General features: G+C 58.3%; 16 protein-coding genes. 4 read left to right on the top strand and 12 right to left on the bottom strand.

Features of this window, described 5'->3' with window-relative positions; all coding sequences use genetic code 11:
- Positions 1-95 precede the first annotated feature (95 nt).
- From ACK2JC_RS26555 to ACK2JC_RS26525, 7 genes are all read right to left on the bottom strand, one after another.
- On the bottom strand, positions 96-1454 hold the full coding sequence (locus tag ACK2JC_RS26555) for an amino acid permease (protein ID WP_276950708.1): 1359 nt from the start codon (positions 1452-1454) through the stop codon (positions 96-98).
- 92 nt (positions 1455-1546) lie between these two features.
- Entirely contained in the window at positions 1547-1975 is a 429-nt protein-coding gene (locus ACK2JC_RS26550) for a secondary thiamine-phosphate synthase enzyme YjbQ (protein WP_024734895.1), read from the bottom strand.
- A gap of 14 nt (positions 1976-1989) precedes the next feature.
- Complete coding sequence (locus ACK2JC_RS26545; RefSeq protein ID WP_092360951.1) at positions 1990-2838, bottom strand: amidohydrolase family protein; 849 nt, start codon at positions 2836-2838, stop codon at positions 1990-1992.
- Between the two features lie 40 nt (positions 2839-2878).
- Entirely contained in the window at positions 2879-3709 is an 831-nt protein-coding gene (gene frlC / locus ACK2JC_RS26540) for a fructoselysine 3-epimerase (RefSeq protein WP_007712171.1), read from the bottom strand.
- 15 nt (positions 3710-3724) lie between these two features.
- Entirely contained in the window at positions 3725-4345 is a 621-nt protein-coding gene (locus ACK2JC_RS26535) for an SGNH/GDSL hydrolase family protein (protein ID WP_092360952.1), read from the bottom strand.
- A 4-nt stretch (positions 4346-4349) separates the two neighbouring features.
- A complete protein-coding gene (frlD, locus tag ACK2JC_RS26530; RefSeq protein ID WP_320936506.1) occupies positions 4350-5144 on the bottom strand; it encodes a fructoselysine 6-kinase in 795 nt (264 codons plus the stop codon).
- 281 nt (positions 5145-5425) lie between these two features.
- A complete protein-coding gene (locus ACK2JC_RS26525) occupies positions 5426-6247 on the bottom strand; it encodes a Cof-type HAD-IIB family hydrolase (RefSeq protein ID WP_227167551.1) in 822 nt (273 codons plus the stop codon).
- A gap of 330 nt (positions 6248-6577) precedes the next feature.
- Between ACK2JC_RS26525 and ACK2JC_RS26520 the strand changes: the two genes are divergently transcribed.
- The 3 genes from ACK2JC_RS26520 to ACK2JC_RS26510 all read left to right on the top strand — a co-directional run bounded on the left by ACK2JC_RS26520 (position 6578) and on the right by ACK2JC_RS26510 (position 11326).
- The gene (locus tag ACK2JC_RS26520; RefSeq protein ID WP_320937592.1) at positions 6578-8122 is read left to right on the top strand and encodes an amidohydrolase; all 1545 of its coding nucleotides are present in this window, start codon (positions 6578-6580) and stop codon (positions 8120-8122) included.
- Between the two features lie 72 nt (positions 8123-8194).
- Complete coding sequence (locus ACK2JC_RS26515; protein ID WP_368271443.1) at positions 8195-9742, top strand: Na+/H+ antiporter NhaC family protein; 1548 nt, start codon at positions 8195-8197, stop codon at positions 9740-9742.
- 45 nt (positions 9743-9787) lie between these two features.
- On the top strand, positions 9788-11326 hold the full coding sequence (locus tag ACK2JC_RS26510) for an FGGY-family carbohydrate kinase (RefSeq protein WP_092360957.1): 1539 nt from the start codon (positions 9788-9790) through the stop codon (positions 11324-11326).
- A gap of 114 nt (positions 11327-11440) precedes the next feature.
- Here the strand turns inward: ACK2JC_RS26510 and ACK2JC_RS26505 are convergent, their stop codons facing one another.
- Genes ACK2JC_RS26505 through ACK2JC_RS26490 form a run of 4 tightly spaced genes read right to left on the bottom strand, consistent with a single transcriptional unit; the run spans position 11441 to position 14499 of the window.
- Positions 11441-12055: a histidine phosphatase family protein gene (locus ACK2JC_RS26505; protein WP_107435262.1), complete on the bottom strand. Its 615-nt coding sequence runs from the start codon at positions 12053-12055 to the stop codon at positions 11441-11443.
- Positions 12052-12594 carry a sigma-70 domain-containing protein gene (locus ACK2JC_RS26500; RefSeq protein ID WP_368271444.1) on the bottom strand — a complete coding sequence of 181 codons (543 nt, stop codon included), beginning with the start codon at positions 12592-12594 and terminating at the stop codon, positions 12052-12054. Before ACK2JC_RS26500 ends, ACK2JC_RS26505 begins: the two co-directional genes overlap by 4 nt.
- 34 nt (positions 12595-12628) lie before the next feature.
- Positions 12629-13564 carry a M14 family metallopeptidase gene (locus tag ACK2JC_RS26495; RefSeq protein ID WP_411338127.1) on the bottom strand — a complete coding sequence of 312 codons (936 nt, stop codon included), beginning with the start codon at positions 13562-13564 and terminating at the stop codon, positions 12629-12631.
- Positions 13561-14499 carry a M14 family metallopeptidase gene (locus ACK2JC_RS26490; RefSeq protein ID WP_320936957.1) on the bottom strand — a complete coding sequence of 313 codons (939 nt, stop codon included), beginning with the start codon at positions 14497-14499 and terminating at the stop codon, positions 13561-13563. Before ACK2JC_RS26490 ends, ACK2JC_RS26495 begins: the two co-directional genes overlap by 4 nt.
- A 286-nt stretch (positions 14500-14785) precedes the next feature.
- On the opposite strand from ACK2JC_RS26490, the gene ACK2JC_RS26485 reads away from it, so the two are divergent.
- On the top strand, positions 14786-15661 hold the full coding sequence (locus ACK2JC_RS26485; protein ID WP_092360962.1) for a LysR family transcriptional regulator: 876 nt from the start codon (positions 14786-14788) through the stop codon (positions 15659-15661).
- Here the strand turns inward: ACK2JC_RS26485 and ACK2JC_RS26480 are convergent.
- On the bottom strand, positions 15658-18144 hold the full coding sequence (locus ACK2JC_RS26480) for a helicase C-terminal domain-containing protein (protein WP_368271445.1): 2487 nt from the start codon (positions 18142-18144) through the stop codon (positions 15658-15660). The two genes, ACK2JC_RS26485 and ACK2JC_RS26480, sit on opposite strands and share 4 nt — an antisense overlap.
- Positions 18145-18168 lie beyond the last annotated feature (24 nt).

The raw sequence follows: 18168 nt of genomic DNA, 5'->3' as shown, positions 1-18168 counted from the left end.
AAAATCATGTAATACTACATTTGTTAAACGTATTCCTACAACTCATCTTAGAACATCTGCCACAAAGTGTCAACCTTGCCGCGGTTAAAAACCTGTTATTTACCGGCTGCCTTCTTATTCTTGCTCTCCCAGAAATAGTAAACCGGAAGACCGGTGACCACTGCGATCACTGCGCAGGCGATGCCAGCCAGAGGAGCCCAGATAAAGGTGGACCAGATCAGGGTTCCGGTGATAATCATGGCGATGCCGACCATCAGAGGTCTGGCGGGCATACGGTACGCCGGTTTGTAGTGCTCCTTGTTGCGCAGCACGATGATGGTGCCGAAGGTCAGGAAGTTCTTCAGCAGAGCTACCAGGGTGAAATATCCCAGCAGATCGGAGAGGGAACTTGCAAAGATCAGAACGATTGCCACAGCGCACTGTACCAGGATGGAGAAGTACGGAGTCTCGTATTTGGGATGTACTTTGCCGAAGGACTTGAAGAACAGTCCGTCTCTTGCCATTGCGTACTCAATTCTGGGCTGGAACATGATACAGCTGGACAGGGAACCAACTACCACGATAACGGCCATGATCGCCACGATGGTTCCGGCGTAGTTGCCGATCACCGGGATCTTGGATGCCAGCAGGGCGATGGGTGCCTCGGAAGCGGCCAGCTCATCCACGCTCAGCAGACCGGAAGCGACTACGGTCAGGCCAACGTACAGGCCAAGCACGATAAATGCGGTCAGAATCAGGCCCTTGGGCAGATTCTTCTTGGGTTCGCGGATCTCTCCGGACATGTAGCAGGCTGCGGCCATACCGTCGAAGGACCAGGTGGTAGCGGAGATACCGGCCATCAGAGCGGTAAATCCGGTTGCGGTCACGGTAGCCAGCGGCGCTGAGGACAGGAACAGCTCTCCCTTGATGAAGAAGATACCGATTCCGATGATCAGCACGAAGGGAATGATCTTCAGAGCCGTGATGACGGTCTGGAACTTACCGCCGCCCTCCACCGAGCGCAGATGCATCATCATAAAGATCAGTACAAAGGCCACGGCCACCAGGCGCAGGATAATGCCGTGTACCGGGATAAAGAATGCCAGGTAGTTGGCGATTGCCAGAGCCATGATGGAGATGCTGGGCGGATCGGTGGCCCAGAAGCTGATCCATCCGCAGAGGAAGGCCAGGGGTCTGGAACCCGCTTCTTTAAAATAAACATACTGTCCGCCGTCCTCAGGGAAGGCGCTGGCAAGCTCTGCGTAGCAGAAGTTTGCCGGGATCTGTAAGAGACCTCCGATCAGGAAGGCCAGCACCAGGAACAGGCTGCTTCCGGCGGCGTTTGCCACCTCTCCCAATGAGGAGAAGATACCGGATCCCACGGTGGTACCAACGCCGAGCGCGATAACCGCTCCCAGCCCCAGTTTCCTCTTCAGTTCATTTGCACTTTGTTCCGGAGTTTTTGGATTTGACATACTCATATCTCCTTTTTTTGTATTTGGTTTATAGGAACCTTAACCATATCACATCGCGCTGGGCGCGTATGCTTCATCATTGCAGGGGGCAATCACTCGCCCATGATCTGTACCATCACGGTCCGCTTGGCCGGACCGTCGAATTCACAGAAATAGACCTCCTGGGCGCCGCCCCGTTCCAGCTCGCCGCCGCTCACCACCAGGTGGCAGTGGTTCCCGGTCATCAGGGATTTGAGATGGCCCGTTGGGTTGCCGGCCGTGGAACCGTAGTCCCGCAGCATCCGCGCGTGGGCGTAGGGCCAGTCCTCAGGAGCCAGCCGGGAAAGGAATTCCGACATATCGCTCTCCAGGCATTCCAGGGATTCATTGACCGTGACACCGGTTGTGGTGTGGCGGCTGATCACGTTGACGATGCCGTTTTGTATTCCGCTCTCCTTCATCACCCGCTCGATCTCGTCCGTGATCCGGATCCACTGGTTGTACTGTGTTGTCAGCACCGTAATTTCTTTTAAAACGACCATTCCGAATCACCTCCCTACAGTCCGCCCAGGAACTCGATGGCGTTTTCGCCCTTGATCAGTTCCAGGGTGCTCTCTCTGAATCCCAGCTTGCCGATGGCGTCCGCCATGCGGATCTGCTCGAACCGCGGATTGTTGCTGCCGAACATCACCTGGTGGCGCAGGCTGCGGTCAATCCAGGTTGCGGGGAGATCCTGGGTGAACACCCGGCGGTAAAACTCCCAGGCGTTGTCAAAATACAGGATTCCCGTGTCCGCGTAAACGTTGGGGTACTTGAGCATCAGCATGGCCGTCTCCTGTACCCAGGGCCAGCCGAAGTGGGCCAGGCAGATCTTAAGGCCCGGGCGGGTGGCCGCCAGCTCCTCGAACTCCGTGGGTCTGGAATACTTGGTCAGCGTGTTGGGCTCCCAGGAAAGCCCGCTGTGGAAAATAATGGGCTTTTTGTAGGCCTCGCAGACGTCGTACACCGCGTTCAGGCGCTCATCGCAGGGATAAAAATGCTGTCTGGACGGATGGAGCTTCAACCCCTTTAAGCCCAGGTCGCCGAAGGCGTGTTCCAGCCGTTGTGCCGCGTCTGGCAAAAACGGGTCCACGCTGGCAAATCCGATGAATTTGTCCGGGGCCAGGTCCACAAGGGCTTTTACCTCCTCGTTGGTCACCACCGGCCTGCCCAGCTCCGTGGTGTAATCCTCGGGCAGCAGGCAGAGCCTGTCAAGTCCGGCGCAGCGCATCTGATTGAAAATATGTTCCAGGGGCGCCGTGCCGTTTTTGTGGATATCCAGGGCGCTGTGGCGCATCTCCTCCACCGCTTCATCCCCGTTTATGGGATCATAAAAGGCCGGATGCACGTGAATATCAATAAACATCGTATGTCTCCCTTCCAAGCTGTACTGTTATTGTATGAAACTAAAAACCGGCCTCTTTCATGTACTCTCTGGCCCGGTCGATGGCCCTTCTGGCGTACAGGCGCGGCTCGTTGATGTAGCCGGTCACCAGCTCCAGGGTTGCGGTCCGCTCATAGCCCGCTTCCTTTAACTCCTTGAACAGCTCAGGCAGCGGAATGGAACCCTCGCCCGGAACGATGTGGCTGTCCGTGCCCTGATCGCCGTCGATGATGTGCATGTGGTACATCTTGTCGCCCAGCTTGCTTAAGTACGCCATGATGCTCTCGTGCTGCACGAAGGGCGGAACGATGTCCACCATACCCACCACGTAGGGGGAATTCACGCGTTTGAACAACTCCACCGCGTCGTTGGCGCTCTTGAACGCGTTGCTCTCGTAGGGAGTCAGCGTCTCCACCACCAGCTTCACGCCCACCTTCTCAGCGTGGTCGCCCAGCTCCCGGACGGTCTTTTCCATACGGTTCCAGATCTCCTCGTAGGTGGTCTCATATCCCGCGTGGGCCGGGGAGATCAGCATATAGTCGGATCCCAGCTCCTTGGCCATATCCAGGCTGAGCTTTAAGTATTCCACCGCGTCTCTTCTCTGCAGCTCGCTGCCGATCATGAAGTTGTACGGATAGCCGTTGTGCTCCGGCGTGTAGCCCAGCACCGGAATCTCGTACTTGTCGATCAGGCGCTTCACGTCGTCCAGCTCTCCGGCCTTTAAGTCCGGCGCGTAGGCGTGAGGTCTTCCTCCCCAGAGTTCGATGAAATCATAACCAAAACGCTTGGCGTCCTGGAAGCAGTGCTCCAGCGGATTGCGCTGGTAGCCGGATGTAAACATACCGAGTTTCATAATAAATTACCCCCTTTATTCATTTTCTTTTATAATTGCTGCAATCGCCCTTCCAAGGGCGCTGTGCGCGTCGGCAGTCAGATGGATTTTGTCCCCTCCGACTTCCCTGGTCACGGTTTTGGCGTCCAGGTACAGGCAGTCCCAGGCCGCGGCCAGCTCCCGGTACACGTCGCCCAGCTCCTCGCTCTTCGCTGCGGATTCGGGACCGAACATGGGGTCGTCCTCCGGGCAGATGGGAACCGGCGCAACCAGCAGGATCTTTGCCTTTGAGCCGCGGATACGCAGGATGTGCTGCGCTTTGATGATCAGCTCCTCCATCCCGTACCCGATCTCCTTTGCATTCACATGGAAATGGGTCTTGGTGTCGTTGGTGCCCAGCATAATGACCATATAGTCTAACGGAAGCTGGGAGAGGATAAATGGCAGCAGGTGCTCGATTCCGCACCGCTCCGGTTCCATCCGGTCGGAGAAAACAGTGGTACGGCCCACCAGGCCTTCCTCCACCACCCGGTAGTCCTCTCCCAGCTCCCGGGCCAGAACCCCGGTAAAGCGCTCATCCTCGTCGTAACGCTCCCCGGTCACCGGCTTGTAGCCCCAGGTGTTGGAATCCCCGTAACAAAGAATCCGTTTCTTCATCTATTTAATCCTCCCAGGGATTAAAGGTGCTGACAACCTTGGCCGCCACCCTGGCTCCGGTGTCCAGACACTTCTCAATATCCGAGCCCTTGAGAATCTCGTACAGGAAACCGGCGATAAAGCTGTCTCCGGCGCCCACGGTGTTCACCAGCTTGGCCGGATAAATGCCGCCCTCGTAAAACTGCTTGCCGTCGTAGGCCAGGCTTCCCTTATCGCCGAAGGTCGCCACCGCGATCTTCATCCCGCGGTCCACCTTGTCCTTTAAGTAGCCCTCGATAAAGGGATCCCGCTCCTTGTGGTAGGAATAAAATCCATAATCCACGTAGGGCAGCGTCTTCTCCACCAGCTCATGGTCCAGGTGGTCCGCATAGTCAAAGCTGATCTTCGCGCCGGACAGCGCCTTGATCTTCGGCAGGGTGTCCTCCGCCTTTCCCCACAGCGCGGTATGTACCAGATCGTGCTCCGCAGCGAAGCGGATGTCCTCGTCGTCAAAAACGATGTTCTCCAGCACGCCCTCCACGTAATCGCCGTGAACCCGGTCCAGGCCGTCCATATCCATGTATGTAATGGCGGTGGCTCCGTCCCCCACCTTGAAGTGGCTTAAATCCAGGCCTTCCTTTGTCAGCGCCTCCACCATCCAGACGCCGTTCTCGTCCGACCCGGTGGTGCTGATCACGGAAACCGGAATTCCCAGCTTCTGAATGTTGACGCCGGTATCCACTACATTGCCGGTGGGATACTTTTTGCCGATCCGCTCGTATACGTCGATGCAATTATCGCCTATTGCTGCAACTTTCATCGTTTTCCTCCTTGCCTTATATATGTTATTCAGTTTTTTATACCACTTGAAGTATAGCAGATTCACTTCCTTGTGTCAATTTATTATTTTCTACATATTTGAATTTTATTTATATGCATATTGCACATAGTTTTTTCCATATTTTCTCAGCAATCCTTTATAATCTAAATAGGATCCCGAAATTTTTATACCAAAAAAGGGATTCCAGCAGGATGGCGGCATCAATCGATCCGCTTTCCTCTGGGATCCCCTCACTTCAGCTTCTATAATAATCCGAACGCCTACACTGCGTTCCTCAGACAGAGCCCGGAGGTTCTGCCCAACACCAGCTCGTTGATCATGTCCGCCACCGCTCCGGCCTCGTTGTCCCGGACCGTCACGTAATCCGCCCGGGCTTTCACGCACTCCCTGGCATTGCCCACCGCAACGCCGATCCCGGACTGCAGAATCATCTCCAGGTCGTTGTCGTAGTCTCCCACGGCCACCACGTCCTCCCGCTCCATCCCGATCCGGCGCAGCAGCTCCTTAAGACCGTTCCACTTGTTGACTTCCGGGTTCATCACATCCACACAGAACGGCTCGGAGATCACGGCGCGCAGGTTGAAGCCCTGCTCCCTGATGGCCGAACACACCGGAGCCGCCTCCCCCAGGATGGTCATTCCCTCCACCCGGTCCGTGGGCACCTGGGAAATATCCTCGAAATAATGGGGACGGCAGCCGATGGAATCCATATAGCGCTCCAGGCGCTCGCCGCGCTTGCTGGCGTAGCACTCCCGGCCGCAGATCACATACACCTGGATATCCCGCTCCTGGCAGAAACGGATCAGCCGCTCCACCTCGTCCCGGTTTAAAACCTCGTTCTCCAGCACGGTCCGGTCGTGCCCGCGGACCAGCTTGGCTCCGTTATTTAATATAAGATAGTCCACGAACTCGTATCCGCAGTCCAGCGCCGCCATATCCGTGTCCGCCCGCCCGGTCACAAAGGCGACCATATGTCCCTCCGCCCTGGCGTCCACAATCGCTTTCTTCACGCCCGGAGCCAGCCTGCCCTCCGAGTCCACCGCCGTGCCGTCCAAATCCATTGCGATCAGCTTCCGTCTCATCTCATTCATCTCCTCATCCCTGTAAGATTTCCGTCCGAAGTTTCAAGTGCTTCTATTATTATACATGTTACATAATTTTCCGATCCGCTTCGAGCATACCATGATCCCCGTTTCTTGTCAATGACCATCGGCCTTTTTCAACCGCTTCTCATTGTCAAATGTACATATTGCACAAATTATCAGTCGTTTTTCGGCCTTTTTTACAATTCTTCCGCCAACAGGCTTTTTTTTATTGAATCTAAAGCTGGTCTGTGTTATGATTTGCACAGAATTGGTATGAAATATCTTTTATCTTATTCACCTTATCCATCTATCAAAGGAGGAATTCACATGCAGAAAGCAGACCTTTTATTGCGCTCCAACGCCATTTTCGACGGCTCCGGCAGGGAACCCCAGCCCGGCTTTGTGGCCGTCGCAGGCAACCGGATCCTGGCCGCCGGCCCATCGGACGGAGCCGAGTACGCCGGGGAAAAAACCGAGATTCACGAGCTGGGCGACCGCCTGATCTGTCCCGGCTTCGTGGACGTGCACTGCTTCTTCACCGGCTATCTTCTGACCATCACAGGCGCCGACTTAGGCGGCTGCGCCACGGAGGAGGAAGTTCTGTCGGCGGCTAAAGCGTACCAGAATACATTAAAGCCCGGCGCCACCGTGCTGGCCCGTAACGTCAGACCCGGCTTCGGCGGCCTGACCCGGGAAAAGCTGGATCAGGAATTCGGCTCCATCCCGGCGATCCTGTTCATGGAAGGCGGGGAGACCTGCTATATGAACAGCGCGGCAGGCGAGACCTACGGTTTCACCCCGGACACCTGCTGGTCCGAGAGCTACTGGAAGCTGCTCCGCTACATTCTCAGCGATCACAGCTATTCCGTGCCGGAATTCAAGAAATACCTGGCCATGATGAACTCCCGGGGCATCACCTCGGTGAAGGAGATGGGCTTTGACGACTTCTACGGTTTCACGGAGGCGTTAGCAGAGCTGGAACAGGGCCAGGAGCTGACCGCCCGCGTTCATTTTATGAGCCAGCCCGTGGGCGCGCCCATGAATCTGGAATACGGAAAATCCATGCGCGACAAATTCCAGGGCGATTTTGTAGCCTTCTCCGGCTACAACCAGATGACCGACGGCTCCATCAGCCAGTTGGAGGGCGAGATGAAGAAGCCCTACCTCTGCGCTGATACCTGCTGCGCCAAGGACATTGACTGGGAAGGCTTAAAGCGGGACGCTTTAGCGGCCGACAAGGAGGGCTTCCGCTTCTCCCTGCACGCTCAGGGCGACGGCGCCATCGGCAAAACCGTGGACATTTTCGAGCAATGCCAGAGAGATGAGAACGGGAAGATGAAGAACCGTCAGGCCATCACCGACCTGGAGTGCTCCGATCCCGCGGATCTGGAGCGCATGGGCAGACTTGGCATCATCGCGGAGGTCTATCCGCAGATCATGTCCATCGCGGACCGCGCCGGCAAAATCGCCATGATCGAGGAGAAAATCGGCATGGACCGCGGACGTTTTTACTGGAACCGCAGGAAAATGGCGGACAGCGGCGTGACGATCTCCTGTGGCACTGACCTGCCCCTGCTCTACGACGACATTCCGGAATCTGTTTACCACACCGTGGGCGGCCTGTTCCCCGAGGGCGGCGAACCCTTTAATAAGGAAAACACCCTGACCGTAGCCGAGCTGTTAAAGGCCTGGACAAGCGGCGGACAGTACAATCTGGGCCGCGAAAAGGAGCTTGGCACCCTGGAAGCCGGAAAGCTGGCGGACATCGCCGTTCTGGACGGAAACCTGTTCGATGTCGACCCGGCAAAGGCCCGCGGAATGAAGGTCTTTATGACCCTTGTGAACGGCCGCGTGGTTTACCCCACAAATTAGCAATGCACAGGGGCGCCCACGGGCAGCCGCGCCGGAAGCGCCCCCTAAAAAGAATTAAAGGAGACTGGAATCGTGGAACCATATTACGCTGGGTGGCTCTCTCTCGTACCGCCCGTACTGGCAATCGCTCTGGCGCTTGTATCAAAAGAAGTTGTATCGTCACTGCTGGTCGGCATCATGGCCGGAACCTTTATCTATTCCATGGGAATAGGGCTCAACCCCATCGCAGGCACAGTGGGCACCGCATTTGACCTGATGGTGGGCAGCGCGGACCTGTATATCATCCTCTTCGTCTGCATGTTGGGGGGCCTGGTGTTCGTGATCTCCATGGCCGGCGGCTCCAAGGCCTACGGGAAATGGGCTGCGACCAAAATCAAGTCCAAACGGCTCTCTCTGCTGGCCACCGCGATGCTGGGCATCGTCATTTTCATCGACGATTATTTCAACTGCCTGACCGTGGGAACCGTCATGAAACCGTTGACCGACAAATACAAGGTGAGCCGCGCCAAACTGGCCTACATCATCGACTGTACCGCAGCGCCCGTGTGCATCATCGCGCCCATCTCTTCCTGGGCCGCCGCAGTGGGCAGCAACCTGGAGGCCACCGGATACTACCAAAACGGATTTGAAGTATTCCTCTCCACAATTCCTTTAAATCTCTACGCCCTGCTGTCCATCGCCATGATCTTCATCATCATTCTGACCGGTCTCGACTACGGCCCTATGGTGGATGCGGAGGCCATGGCAGCCAGGGGATACTTAGGCGCCGTGAAATCGGAGAACGAGATGCTCTCGGAATCCTCCGACCGCGGCACGGTGGCGGATATGCTTTTACCCATCGTGCTCCTGATCTTCTTCGCCATCACGGCCATGCTCCACACCGGCGGTTTCTTCGTACCGGGCGGTGAGTCCTACATGAACTTAGGCAGCGCCTTCGGCAGCTGCGAGACCTCAAAATCCCTGGTATGGGGAGGTTTCGGAGCCCTGGCCGCGGCTCTCATCATGTTCGTGCCCCGGAGGCTCATGACCTTCCGTCAGTTTATGAACGGCGTCACCGAGGGCTTCAAGACCATGATCCCGGCCTGCTGCATCCTGTTTCTGGCCTGGACCATCGGCTCCGTGTGCCGCGACATTTTGCAGACGCCGGAATTTGTCAGCGACTGCCTGGCAAAGGCCAGCTTTCCCATTTTCCTGCTGCCCGCCATCGTGTTCGTGATCGCCGCGTTTTTGAGCTTTTCCACCGGAACCGCCTGGGGCACCTTCAGCATTCTGATTCCGATCATCGCGCCGGTGGCCTACGCCCTGGCCCCGCAGCTGCTCACCGTCTCCCTGTCCGCCACCCTGGCAGGCAGCGTGTTCGGCGACAACTGCTCCCCCATCTCGGACACCACGATTTTGTCCAGCGCCGGGACGGAATGCAACCACATTGACCATGTGACCACCCAGCTGCCCTACGCCATGACCGTGGCGGGCTGCTGTTTCGTGGGCTATATCACAGCGGGGCTTTCCGGCTCCAACGTGATCCTGACACTGTCCGTCTCCTTCGCCTGCCTGATCATCGCCATCAAGTTTCTCCACAGCTATGATCTGCGGAAAACGCCCGGCAAGGCAGGAAAATAGGGAAAACGGCCAATACAACCGTAACAACAAATTTGGAGGGTTACTATGAACAACAAAAAGTATTTTATGGGAATCGACACCGGCACCAACTCCAGCAAGGGCGTGATCATCGACCAGGAGTGTAACATCATCGCCACCGCCAGCGCGGAGCACGCCATGACCAACCCCAAGCCGGGCCACTATGAGCACGACGCCGACGAGGACTGGTGGGGCGACTTCTGCCGGATCAGCAACAAGCTGATCGCGGACAGCGGCGTGGACCCCCACGACATTCTGGCCGTGGGCGCCAGCGCCCTGGGAGCGGACTGCCTGCCCGTGGACGAGGAATGCCGTCCCCTGCGCAAGGCCATTCTCTACGGAATCGACTCCCGCGCCACCAAGGAGATGGCGGACTTAACCGAGCTCTACGGGGAAGAGCAGATCAAGAAATGGTACGGCCGCCCCTTATGTTCCTCCGACGTGATGCCCAAGATCCTCTGGATCAAGAACAACGAGCCGGAGGTCTACGCCAGGGCCCACAAATTCATCACCGCCTCCACCTTCATCACCGCCAAGCTCACCGGCGAGTATGTGGTGGACCGTTTCCTGGGACTGGCCAGCTTTAACCCGCTCTACAACAGCGACGGAACCCCCAACCCCGAGCTGTGCAAGCCCATCTGCCGTCCGGACCAGCTCTCCGCCATCAAGGAGGCCAATGACATCGCAGGCACCGTCACCGCCAAAGCCGCGGCCGAGACCGGCCTGGCCGAGGGTACTCCGGTGATCACCGGCACCGACGACTCCGGCGCGGAGGCCATCAGCATCGGCGTTGTGGCCCCCGGAAAGATGATGATCCAGTTCGGCTCCTCCATCTACATGATTCTGGGCACCAAGGAGCTGGTGGACGACGACCGCCTGTGGCGCGAGGAATTCATCGTTCCCGGGCTCTGCGACATCTCCGCCGGAACCAACGCCGCCGGTTCCCTGACCAAGTGGTACCGCGACAACCTGTTCCCGGATGCCCTGGCCATCGAGAAGGACGGCGGACCGGACGCTTACCAGACCATGATGGAGGGCGTGGAGCAGATCGCCCCCGGAAGCGACGGCCTGATCACCCTGCCCTATTTTGCGGGCGAGCGCACCCCCATCAACGATCCCCTGGCCTGCGGCTGCCTGCTGGGCCTGACCCTGGCCCACACCCGCGCCCATCTCTACCGCAGCGCCCTGGAGTCCGTGGCCTACTCGGTGAACCAGCAGATCCGCATCATGGAAGCCCACGACAACGTGGACATCGACCAGATCTTCGCAGTGGGCGGCGGCGTACAGAACCCCCACTGGATGCAGATCGTGGCCGACGTCACCGGCAAGGAGATCAACACGCCCCTTGTGACCATCGGAGCCAGCTTCGGCGACGCCATGATGGCCGCAACAGCTGTGAAATACCCGGGCTTCGAGGACTTCGCCGCCCTGACCAAGTTCATCAAGCCCGGCTGCACTTTCTCCCCCAACCCCGAGGCCCACGAACAGTACAAGGCGTTCCAGGAGGTGTACGACAAGCTGTACCCGGCTACGGTTGAGCTGATGCACGCTCTGGCAAAACAGTAAACACAGATTTCAAAAGGCGCGCCGAAACATAAAGCAGGCGGCTTTGTCCACAAAGGGCAAAGCCGCCTGCTTTTCTCTGGTTGAATGGTATGGGCCGCCGGCGCAGCCAATGGTTCACTGCAAAAGCGCCTCCAGATGGCTGCAATCGTTGAGCTCCAGCAGCCGGCAGACCCCGGTCTCCGGGTCGTACTCCACGGTGGTGATGCTGGCGTTTCCCACCACGATCTCCTCCGCGTCCGGCTGACCCTTCAGCAGATGCACGATAAAATGGGCCAGGGTGCCGCCGTGGGCCACCACCGCCGCATCCCCGGTCATATGCGCTTTGATGTAGTCCCAGGCCGCAGCGCAGCGCCCGTCCACCTGGTTTAAGGTCTCGCCTCCCGGAGGCGCCACCGTGGCCGGGTGCTCCCACCAGGCGTTGTACAGCTCCCGGTCCGTGGTCATGATGTCCTCGCCGGTGCGCCCTTCCCAGGTTCCGTAGCCGATCTCCACCAGCCAGGAAAGCTGGGTCACCTGGACCGCCTGGCTGTCCGCAATGGCCTGGGCCGTCTCCAGCGCCCGCTTCTGGGGGCTGGAAAAGATCATGGTCACCGGCCTGTGCTCCATTCCCTTTGCAAGGCAGGCGGCCTGGCGGCGGCCGGTTTCATTTAACGGGATGTCCTGACGGCCCTGGATCTTGCCAAGCACGTTCCAGTCCGTCTGTCCATGGCGTATGATGTAGAGCTTCATTCCGTCTCCCCTCCCGCCGCAGCCGTGTCCCCGCTGACCGTCAGCGCGTCCAGCGCCAGCTTCATAATGTCCCGAATCTCCTCCTCGGTCATCTTCATCTTCTCCGCCAGCTCCGACACGGTCGCCTCCCGGCCCAGTTCCCCGGCCAAATGCTGGGAAACGATCTGCAGCGCGTTGACCCTGGCCGCCATGTTCTCCTCCACCTCCAGCTCGGCTTCCTGCTCCCGGACGGCTTCCTCCACCGCTTCCCGGACTCTCCGGTCCAGAAGAGTTTCCCACTCCGTGGCGCCGTCGTACTCCACCGCAGCCAGGGTGAGGGCGGTGTTGGCCTCCTGCACAATGTCCGCCATGGGAAGCCTGCTTTCCTCGTACTCTTTGGCGATGGAGAGAACCTTTTGCAGATTCCCCTCCACCAGGCGCTTGCGGGCCTGAACCTCCCCCGCGGCCGTCTGCTCCAAAATCCGGGCTTCCTCCTCTGTGCTCATGGGAGCGATCTGCCCCATCTCCTCCAGATACATTTCATAAAAATCCTGTGCCATATTCGATTCTCCTGATCTCTCTTGCTTCCGGCTTCTACTCGTGGAGACGCCGGATAATTTTAAATACAACCGTCCCCTCCATCACCAGAGGCGAGGAGTGGGCGAAAAACACGATGCCGTCCGTTGGGGACAAAATGCGGCTCACCGTCTCCCCCACCTGAGGATCCACCACGCTTGCCAGCACATCCCCTCTGCGCACCTCCTGGCCCGGCGCAAAGCCCTGGCAGTAGATACCCGGCCGGTCCGCCAGCACGTCCGTCATGTCGCTCTCGCGTACCACGCTGGCGATATAACCGCTGTGGCTGGTGTAGCGCAAAATCCCCATGCGGGTCAGAAAACGCAGCACGCTGGCCACTCCCTGGCGGGCGCTGGCCTGGTCGATCCGGTCCGTGGCGCTGGTGTACACGGAGAATGCGCTGGTGTCCCAGAGCTGCCAGTTGTAGTTCAGGGTGGTGGTGTCGTAGGGCTGGGGCGTGCGGATCACCACGTAGGGCAGGCCGAATAAGTTGGCCAGGCTGGGGCTCTGCCGCCCCGTCTCCATCATCCGCACATGGGGCACGAACTCGCCGGGCATGTAAAAGCTGGTGAACTGCACGCCGTAGCTGTACTCCCGGACCCGGGCGAACACGCCGTCCGCGATCCGCTCCGTGGTCTCGCCCCCGGCGCGGCCGGGAAACTTACGGTTGATGTCCGAGTTGTCCGCCGCCCAGAACCGCTTGCCGATGTTCATGGAATAGTAGTTGACCGCTGGGATCACCAGGATTTCATTGTTGTTCACAATGGCCCCCTTGGCTTCCAGCTCGGTCAGGGCCTTCACCAGCTGGGAGCAGACGTACATCTGCTGCACCTCGTTGCTTCTCAGGGCTCCCACCACGCAGGCAGCCTTGTCCCCTCTGCCGAAATGGTAGCCGTAGACCTCCATATCCTCCCGGTACAGGCCGGGCAGGGACCAGATCAGTTCCTTTCTCACCGGTAATCACCTCCCAACACCCGGGCCAGCAGGGAACCCGGGGACACCACCGGGTATTCCCGCAGCGTGAACAGCAGCCCCTTAAGGGGCGAGAACACCTCTTCCTCCACGGTTCCCTCCAGGGGATTTAAAATACGGCCGATCAGCTCCCCCTTCTCCACATTGATCCAGTGCTGAACGCAGGGCACAAAGATACCGGGGCGGCCTGCGTTTACAAACCCCACCTCCCCGTCCCGGGACACAATAGGCTCCTTGGGTTTTACGGCCTCCCCCTCCCAGATTCCCATTTCCTTCATCAGGGCGAAGATTCCGTCCACCAGCTGAAAAACGTAATGTTCCGTGATGCGCATCCCCACGCCCATCTCCACCACCAGGGTGGGCACGCCCATGGCGTTTAGGCTGTGGGCCAGGGTGGACTCCAGCACCGTTGCGGCCTCGTACACCCAGACAAAGTCCACATTCAGCTTCCTTGCGTAGGGCAGCAGGCGGTCCGCGGTCTCCGCGCTCATGCGCACCTGGGGAATCTCCCGCAGGAAAATATTGCTGGCGTGGAGGTCCAGACACAGATCCGCGCCCGCCAGATCCATGACGATCTTGTGGGCCACATGCTCGGGCATGGAGGTCTGCGCTTCCCCGGGAAAGGTGTGGTTCATATCCAGGTCAAAGCCCGGAACGCCGCGGGTGATGGAGTCCAGCCCAAGGGGATTTAACGCCGGATACAGCTCCACCACCCCTTTTAAGTCCTCCATCCGCTCCCGGATCCTGCGGATCAGCTCGTAACACACATACTGCCCCTCCAGCTCGTCCCCGTGGATGCCCGTCACCACGCAGAAGCGCTTTTCCGCTCCCGAAGGGGTCAGGGGGCGAATCACCTGCTTGCGGATTTTCAAATGCTCCTGGACGGCCAGGCCCACGCTGACCACAGTCTCCACCATAATCTCTCTTCCACCTTTGTAAGTATTGTCGGTACCAGCAATATGTCCAAAGAAACGGGAATCCCGCCGCTTTGGACACTCGCCGCACCGCCTTTTGAACTATTATTAAGGATAATCGATGCGACTGCATAAGTCAAGATATTCCAAAACCCGGAGGCCGGTGCCTCCCACTTTCTGACCTAAGCCGCCGCATCTCAGGATAATTTGCGAAAATACCCTGGGAACATCTTTACAAAGCTTCCGTAAACGTGATAATATAGAGCTAGTTTATAAGGAGGGCTTAATAATGGATATCAATTATGAACTATATAAGGTATTTTACCACGTTGCCACCACGCTCAGCTTCTCGGAAGCCTCCAAGCAGCTGTTTATCTCCCAGTCCGCGGTCAGCCAGTCCATCAAGGTGCTGGAAAAGAAGCTGAGTCAGCCCCTTTTCATCCGCAGCACGAAAAAGGTTCAGCTCACCCCTGAGGGCGAGATTCTGTTAAAGCACGTGGAGCCCGCCATGAATCTGATCCGCAAGGGCGAGAATCAGCTTTTAGAGGCCCACACCTTAAACGGCGGGCAGCTGCGCATCGGCGCCAGCGACACCATCTGCCGCTACTACCTGGTTCCCTATCTGAATCAGTTTCACAAGGAATATCCGGGCATCCACATAAAGGTCACCAACCAGACCTCCATCGAGTGCGCCCGTTTTCTGGAAAACGGACAGGCGGACTTTATCGTGACCAACTACCCCAACTCCGCCCTGACCGGCAATTTAAACATCCGGGTGATCAACGAGTTCTCCGATGTATTCGTGGCAAACGCCGCGGCGTTCCCTCTCACGGGGCGTCCCATCTCCCTGGACGAGCTTTTAGGTTATCCCATCATGATGCTGGACCGCAAGAGCACCACCAGCGAGTTCCTCCACCAGATCTTCCAGAAGAGCCAGCTGGACCTGGTGCCGGAGATCGAGCTCTCCAGCAACGACCTGCTGATCGACCTGGCCCGCATCGGCCTGGGCATCGCTTTTGTGCCGGACTTCTGTATCCCGAAGGACGACCCGGACCTGTTCATCCTGGAGCTCACCGAGAGCCTTCCCACCCGTCAGATGGTGGTGGCCTACAATGAGAGTCTGCCCGTTTCCCAGGCCGCCAGACAATTTATGGAACTGCTTTAGGGTGTTTGCAGATCAGTTTGCAGATCGCCTTTCGGAGCTCCGGGTGCTTCATTTCCCAAATGTTCCCAGAAATCGGCGACAGCCCGGCGCACGTTGCGCCGGTTGACCACGGTGTATCGCTCCCACTCCCTGGGAAACAGGGCCTGGTAGTCGGATTTCAGAAAGCGGTCGTCCAACAGGGCGATCACACCCTGGTCCGTGGCCGTGCGGATCACCCGGCCGGCCGCCTGCATCACTTTGTTCATACCCGGGTACTGGTAGGCGTAGGAAAAGCCCTGGCCGCCGTGCTCGTCGAAATATTCCCGCAGAATCTCCTGCTCCACGTTCACCTGAGGCAGCCCGGTGCCGATCACAATGGCCCCGATGAGCTGCTCTTCTTTTAAATCGATTCCCTCGGAAAAAATCCCTCCCATCACGCAGAGCGCGGCCAGCGATGTCCCGCCCGGCCTGGCGAACCGCGCCAGAAATTCCTCCCGCTCCTCCTCCCGCATGTGGCTGGACTGGGAGATCCAGGCAAAGGGAAGCTCTCCCCGCTCTTCCAGCTGTGCAAACACCTCCTCCACGGCGTGGAGGTACTGGTAGGAGGGGCAGAACACCATGTAATTCCCCTTTCTCGCACCCACGATCTCCACAATGTAACCGGCCACCCGCTCGTATTCCCGGCGGTTCCTGCGGCGGTAGATGCTGCTCACGTCGGAGGCGGCCACGATCAGGCGGTTTTCCGAATCAAAGGGCGAATTGGCGTAGACCGCGTACTCCGACTGGTCCCCGCTGAGCAGTTCCTTGTAATACTGGATCGGCAGCAGGGTGGCAGAGAAAAACAGGGTGGATCGGCCCTGGTCCAGGCATTCCCGCAGGTTCACCGATGGGTTTATGCACATCAGCTTGACCAGAAAGCTGCCGTCCTCCAGCAGCCGGGAATAGATCCGGTAGTTGTCGTCCAGCCGGTCGTGAACGTACAGGAAGTCCCGCACCTGGAAATAGAAATCCAGCACCAGGTCCCGGTCCCCGAATTCCAGGTGTTCGTTCATAAAGGCTTCCAATTCGCTGAATAAACCGGACAGCTCCAGATACAGCAGGTTCACGTCCTCCAGAAGCTGGTAGTCCCTGCCCAGCACGGAGCGCTGCCGCACTCCCTCCTCGCCGCCCTCCTCGGCCGCAAAGGCCCGCTTTAAGTTCAGCAGTTCCTTATTGCACCGCTCCAGCTGCCGCACCGTGCGCTCCGCTCCGTCCTTGCCCTTTAAAATCCGCTTGACCAGCAGAAAATCCTCCTTCAGCAGGCCGGCGCTGAACATCTCCCTGGCCCGGGGCACCAGATTGTGGGCCTCGTCCACCAGGAACAGGTACTCCCCCGGCGTGCTGCCCTCGGCAAAATACCGCTTGAGCCGCACATTGGGGTCGAACACGTAATTATAGTCGCAGATGATGCCGTCCGCCCAGTTGGTGATATCCAGGCAGAACTCAAAGGGACACACGTTGTGGCGCTTTGCATACTCCAGCACCAGCTCCCGGGTGATCCCCATCTCCTCGTGGAGAATGTCGTACACCGCGTCGTTCACCCGGTCGTAGTGCCCCTTGGCAACCGGACAAGTCTCCGGGTTGCAGTCCGGCTTGTCCAGAACGCACAGCTTTTCCTTGGCCGTGATGGTCACGGTGGTGAAATAGAGCTGCTGCAGTTCCCGCATCACCCGAAAGGCGTCCTCGGCCACGCTGCGGGTGATGCTCTTGGCCGTCAGATAGAACAATTTATCCCCCATACCCTCCCCCATGGCCTTGAGGCTGGGAAATACGGTGGACAAGGTCTTGCCCACACCGGTGGGCGCCTGAATAAACAGGTTGCGTCCCTGGTCGATGCTGCGGTAAACCGCAGCGGCCAGCCCCTTCTGACCATCCCGGTAGGCGTAGGGGAACTGCAAATCCTTCAGGGACTGCTGCCGCCTGAGCCCGTGGAGATACTGGAATCTGGCCCACTTCACATACTCGTGAACCAATCCCAGAAACCACTCCTCAAGCTCCTCGAAGGAATAATCGAAGCGGAACCGCTGCACCTCCTCAGACTCGATGTTGCAGTAGGTGATCTGCACGCCCATGGCGGGCAGTTCCCGGTCGCAGGCCAGGAAGTAGGCGTAGCACTTGGCCTGGGCCAGGTGAACCGGGTCCGCGTCCTCCAGGTATTTTAAATCCATATAAATGCACTTGATCTCGTCGATGACGCAGCCGGCCGCCTCCTCGATCACGCCGTCGGCCCGCCCTTCCACCAGAAGCTTGAACTCTTCCTCGTCCACGGTGTGCTTTAAGCTCACCTCGGCCCGGTACTCGCTGCCCATACGCTTCTGAATCTTGCGGTGCAGGCGTCCGCCCGCCTGCATGGCCTCCTTCTTGGCCCCTGCGGTCCGACGGCTGTCCAGGTCCCCGCTCCTGAGGACGAACTCCACCAGATTGCGCACCGATATTCGAATGACTGACAGCGATCTCTCCTCCACAGCGGGCCTCCTCACAGTTCTTGC

Origin of the sequence: Enterocloster lavalensis, assembly GCF_046603895.1 — a bacterium.
In the GTDB taxonomy this organism is placed as follows: Bacteria; Bacillota; Clostridia; order Lachnospirales; family Lachnospiraceae; genus Enterocloster; species Enterocloster lavalensis.
This window is presented reverse-complemented; position numbering and strand designations above follow the sequence as displayed.

Bases quoted from the DNA above. Each gene is read 5' to 3' on its own strand.
- ACK2JC_RS26555 (WP_276950708.1), bottom strand. From the start codon at position 1,454: ATGTCAAATCCAAAAACTCCGGAACAAAGTGCAAATGAACTGAAGAGG.
- ACK2JC_RS26550 (WP_024734895.1), bottom strand. From the start codon at position 1,975: ATGGTCGTTTTAAAAGAAATTACGGTGCTGACAACACAGTACAACCAG.
- ACK2JC_RS26545 (WP_092360951.1), bottom strand. From the start codon at position 2,838: ATGTTTATTGATATTCACGTGCATCCGGCCTTTTATGATCCCATAAAC.
- frlC (WP_007712171.1), bottom strand. From the start codon at position 3,709: ATGAAACTCGGTATGTTTACATCCGGCTACCAGCGCAATCCGCTGGAG.
- ACK2JC_RS26535 (WP_092360952.1), bottom strand. From the start codon at position 4,345: ATGAAGAAACGGATTCTTTGTTACGGGGATTCCAACACCTGGGGCTAC.
- frlD (WP_320936506.1), bottom strand. From the start codon at position 5,144: ATGAAAGTTGCAGCAATAGGCGATAATTGCATCGACGTATACGAGCGG.
- ACK2JC_RS26525 (WP_227167551.1), bottom strand. From the start codon at position 6,247: ATGAGACGGAAGCTGATCGCAATGGATTTGGACGGCACGGCGGTGGAC.
- ACK2JC_RS26520 (WP_320937592.1), top strand. From the start codon at position 6,578: ATGCAGAAAGCAGACCTTTTATTGCGCTCCAACGCCATTTTCGACGGC.
- ACK2JC_RS26510 (WP_092360957.1), top strand. From the start codon at position 9,788: ATGAACAACAAAAAGTATTTTATGGGAATCGACACCGGCACCAACTCC.
- ACK2JC_RS26505 (WP_107435262.1), bottom strand. From the start codon at position 12,055: ATGAAGCTCTACATCATACGCCATGGACAGACGGACTGGAACGTGCTT.
- ACK2JC_RS26500 (WP_368271444.1), bottom strand. From the start codon at position 12,594: ATGGCACAGGATTTTTATGAAATGTATCTGGAGGAGATGGGGCAGATC.
- ACK2JC_RS26490 (WP_320936957.1), bottom strand. From the start codon at position 14,499: ATGGTGGAGACTGTGGTCAGCGTGGGCCTGGCCGTCCAGGAGCATTTG.
- ACK2JC_RS26485 (WP_092360962.1), top strand. From the start codon at position 14,786: ATGGATATCAATTATGAACTATATAAGGTATTTTACCACGTTGCCACC.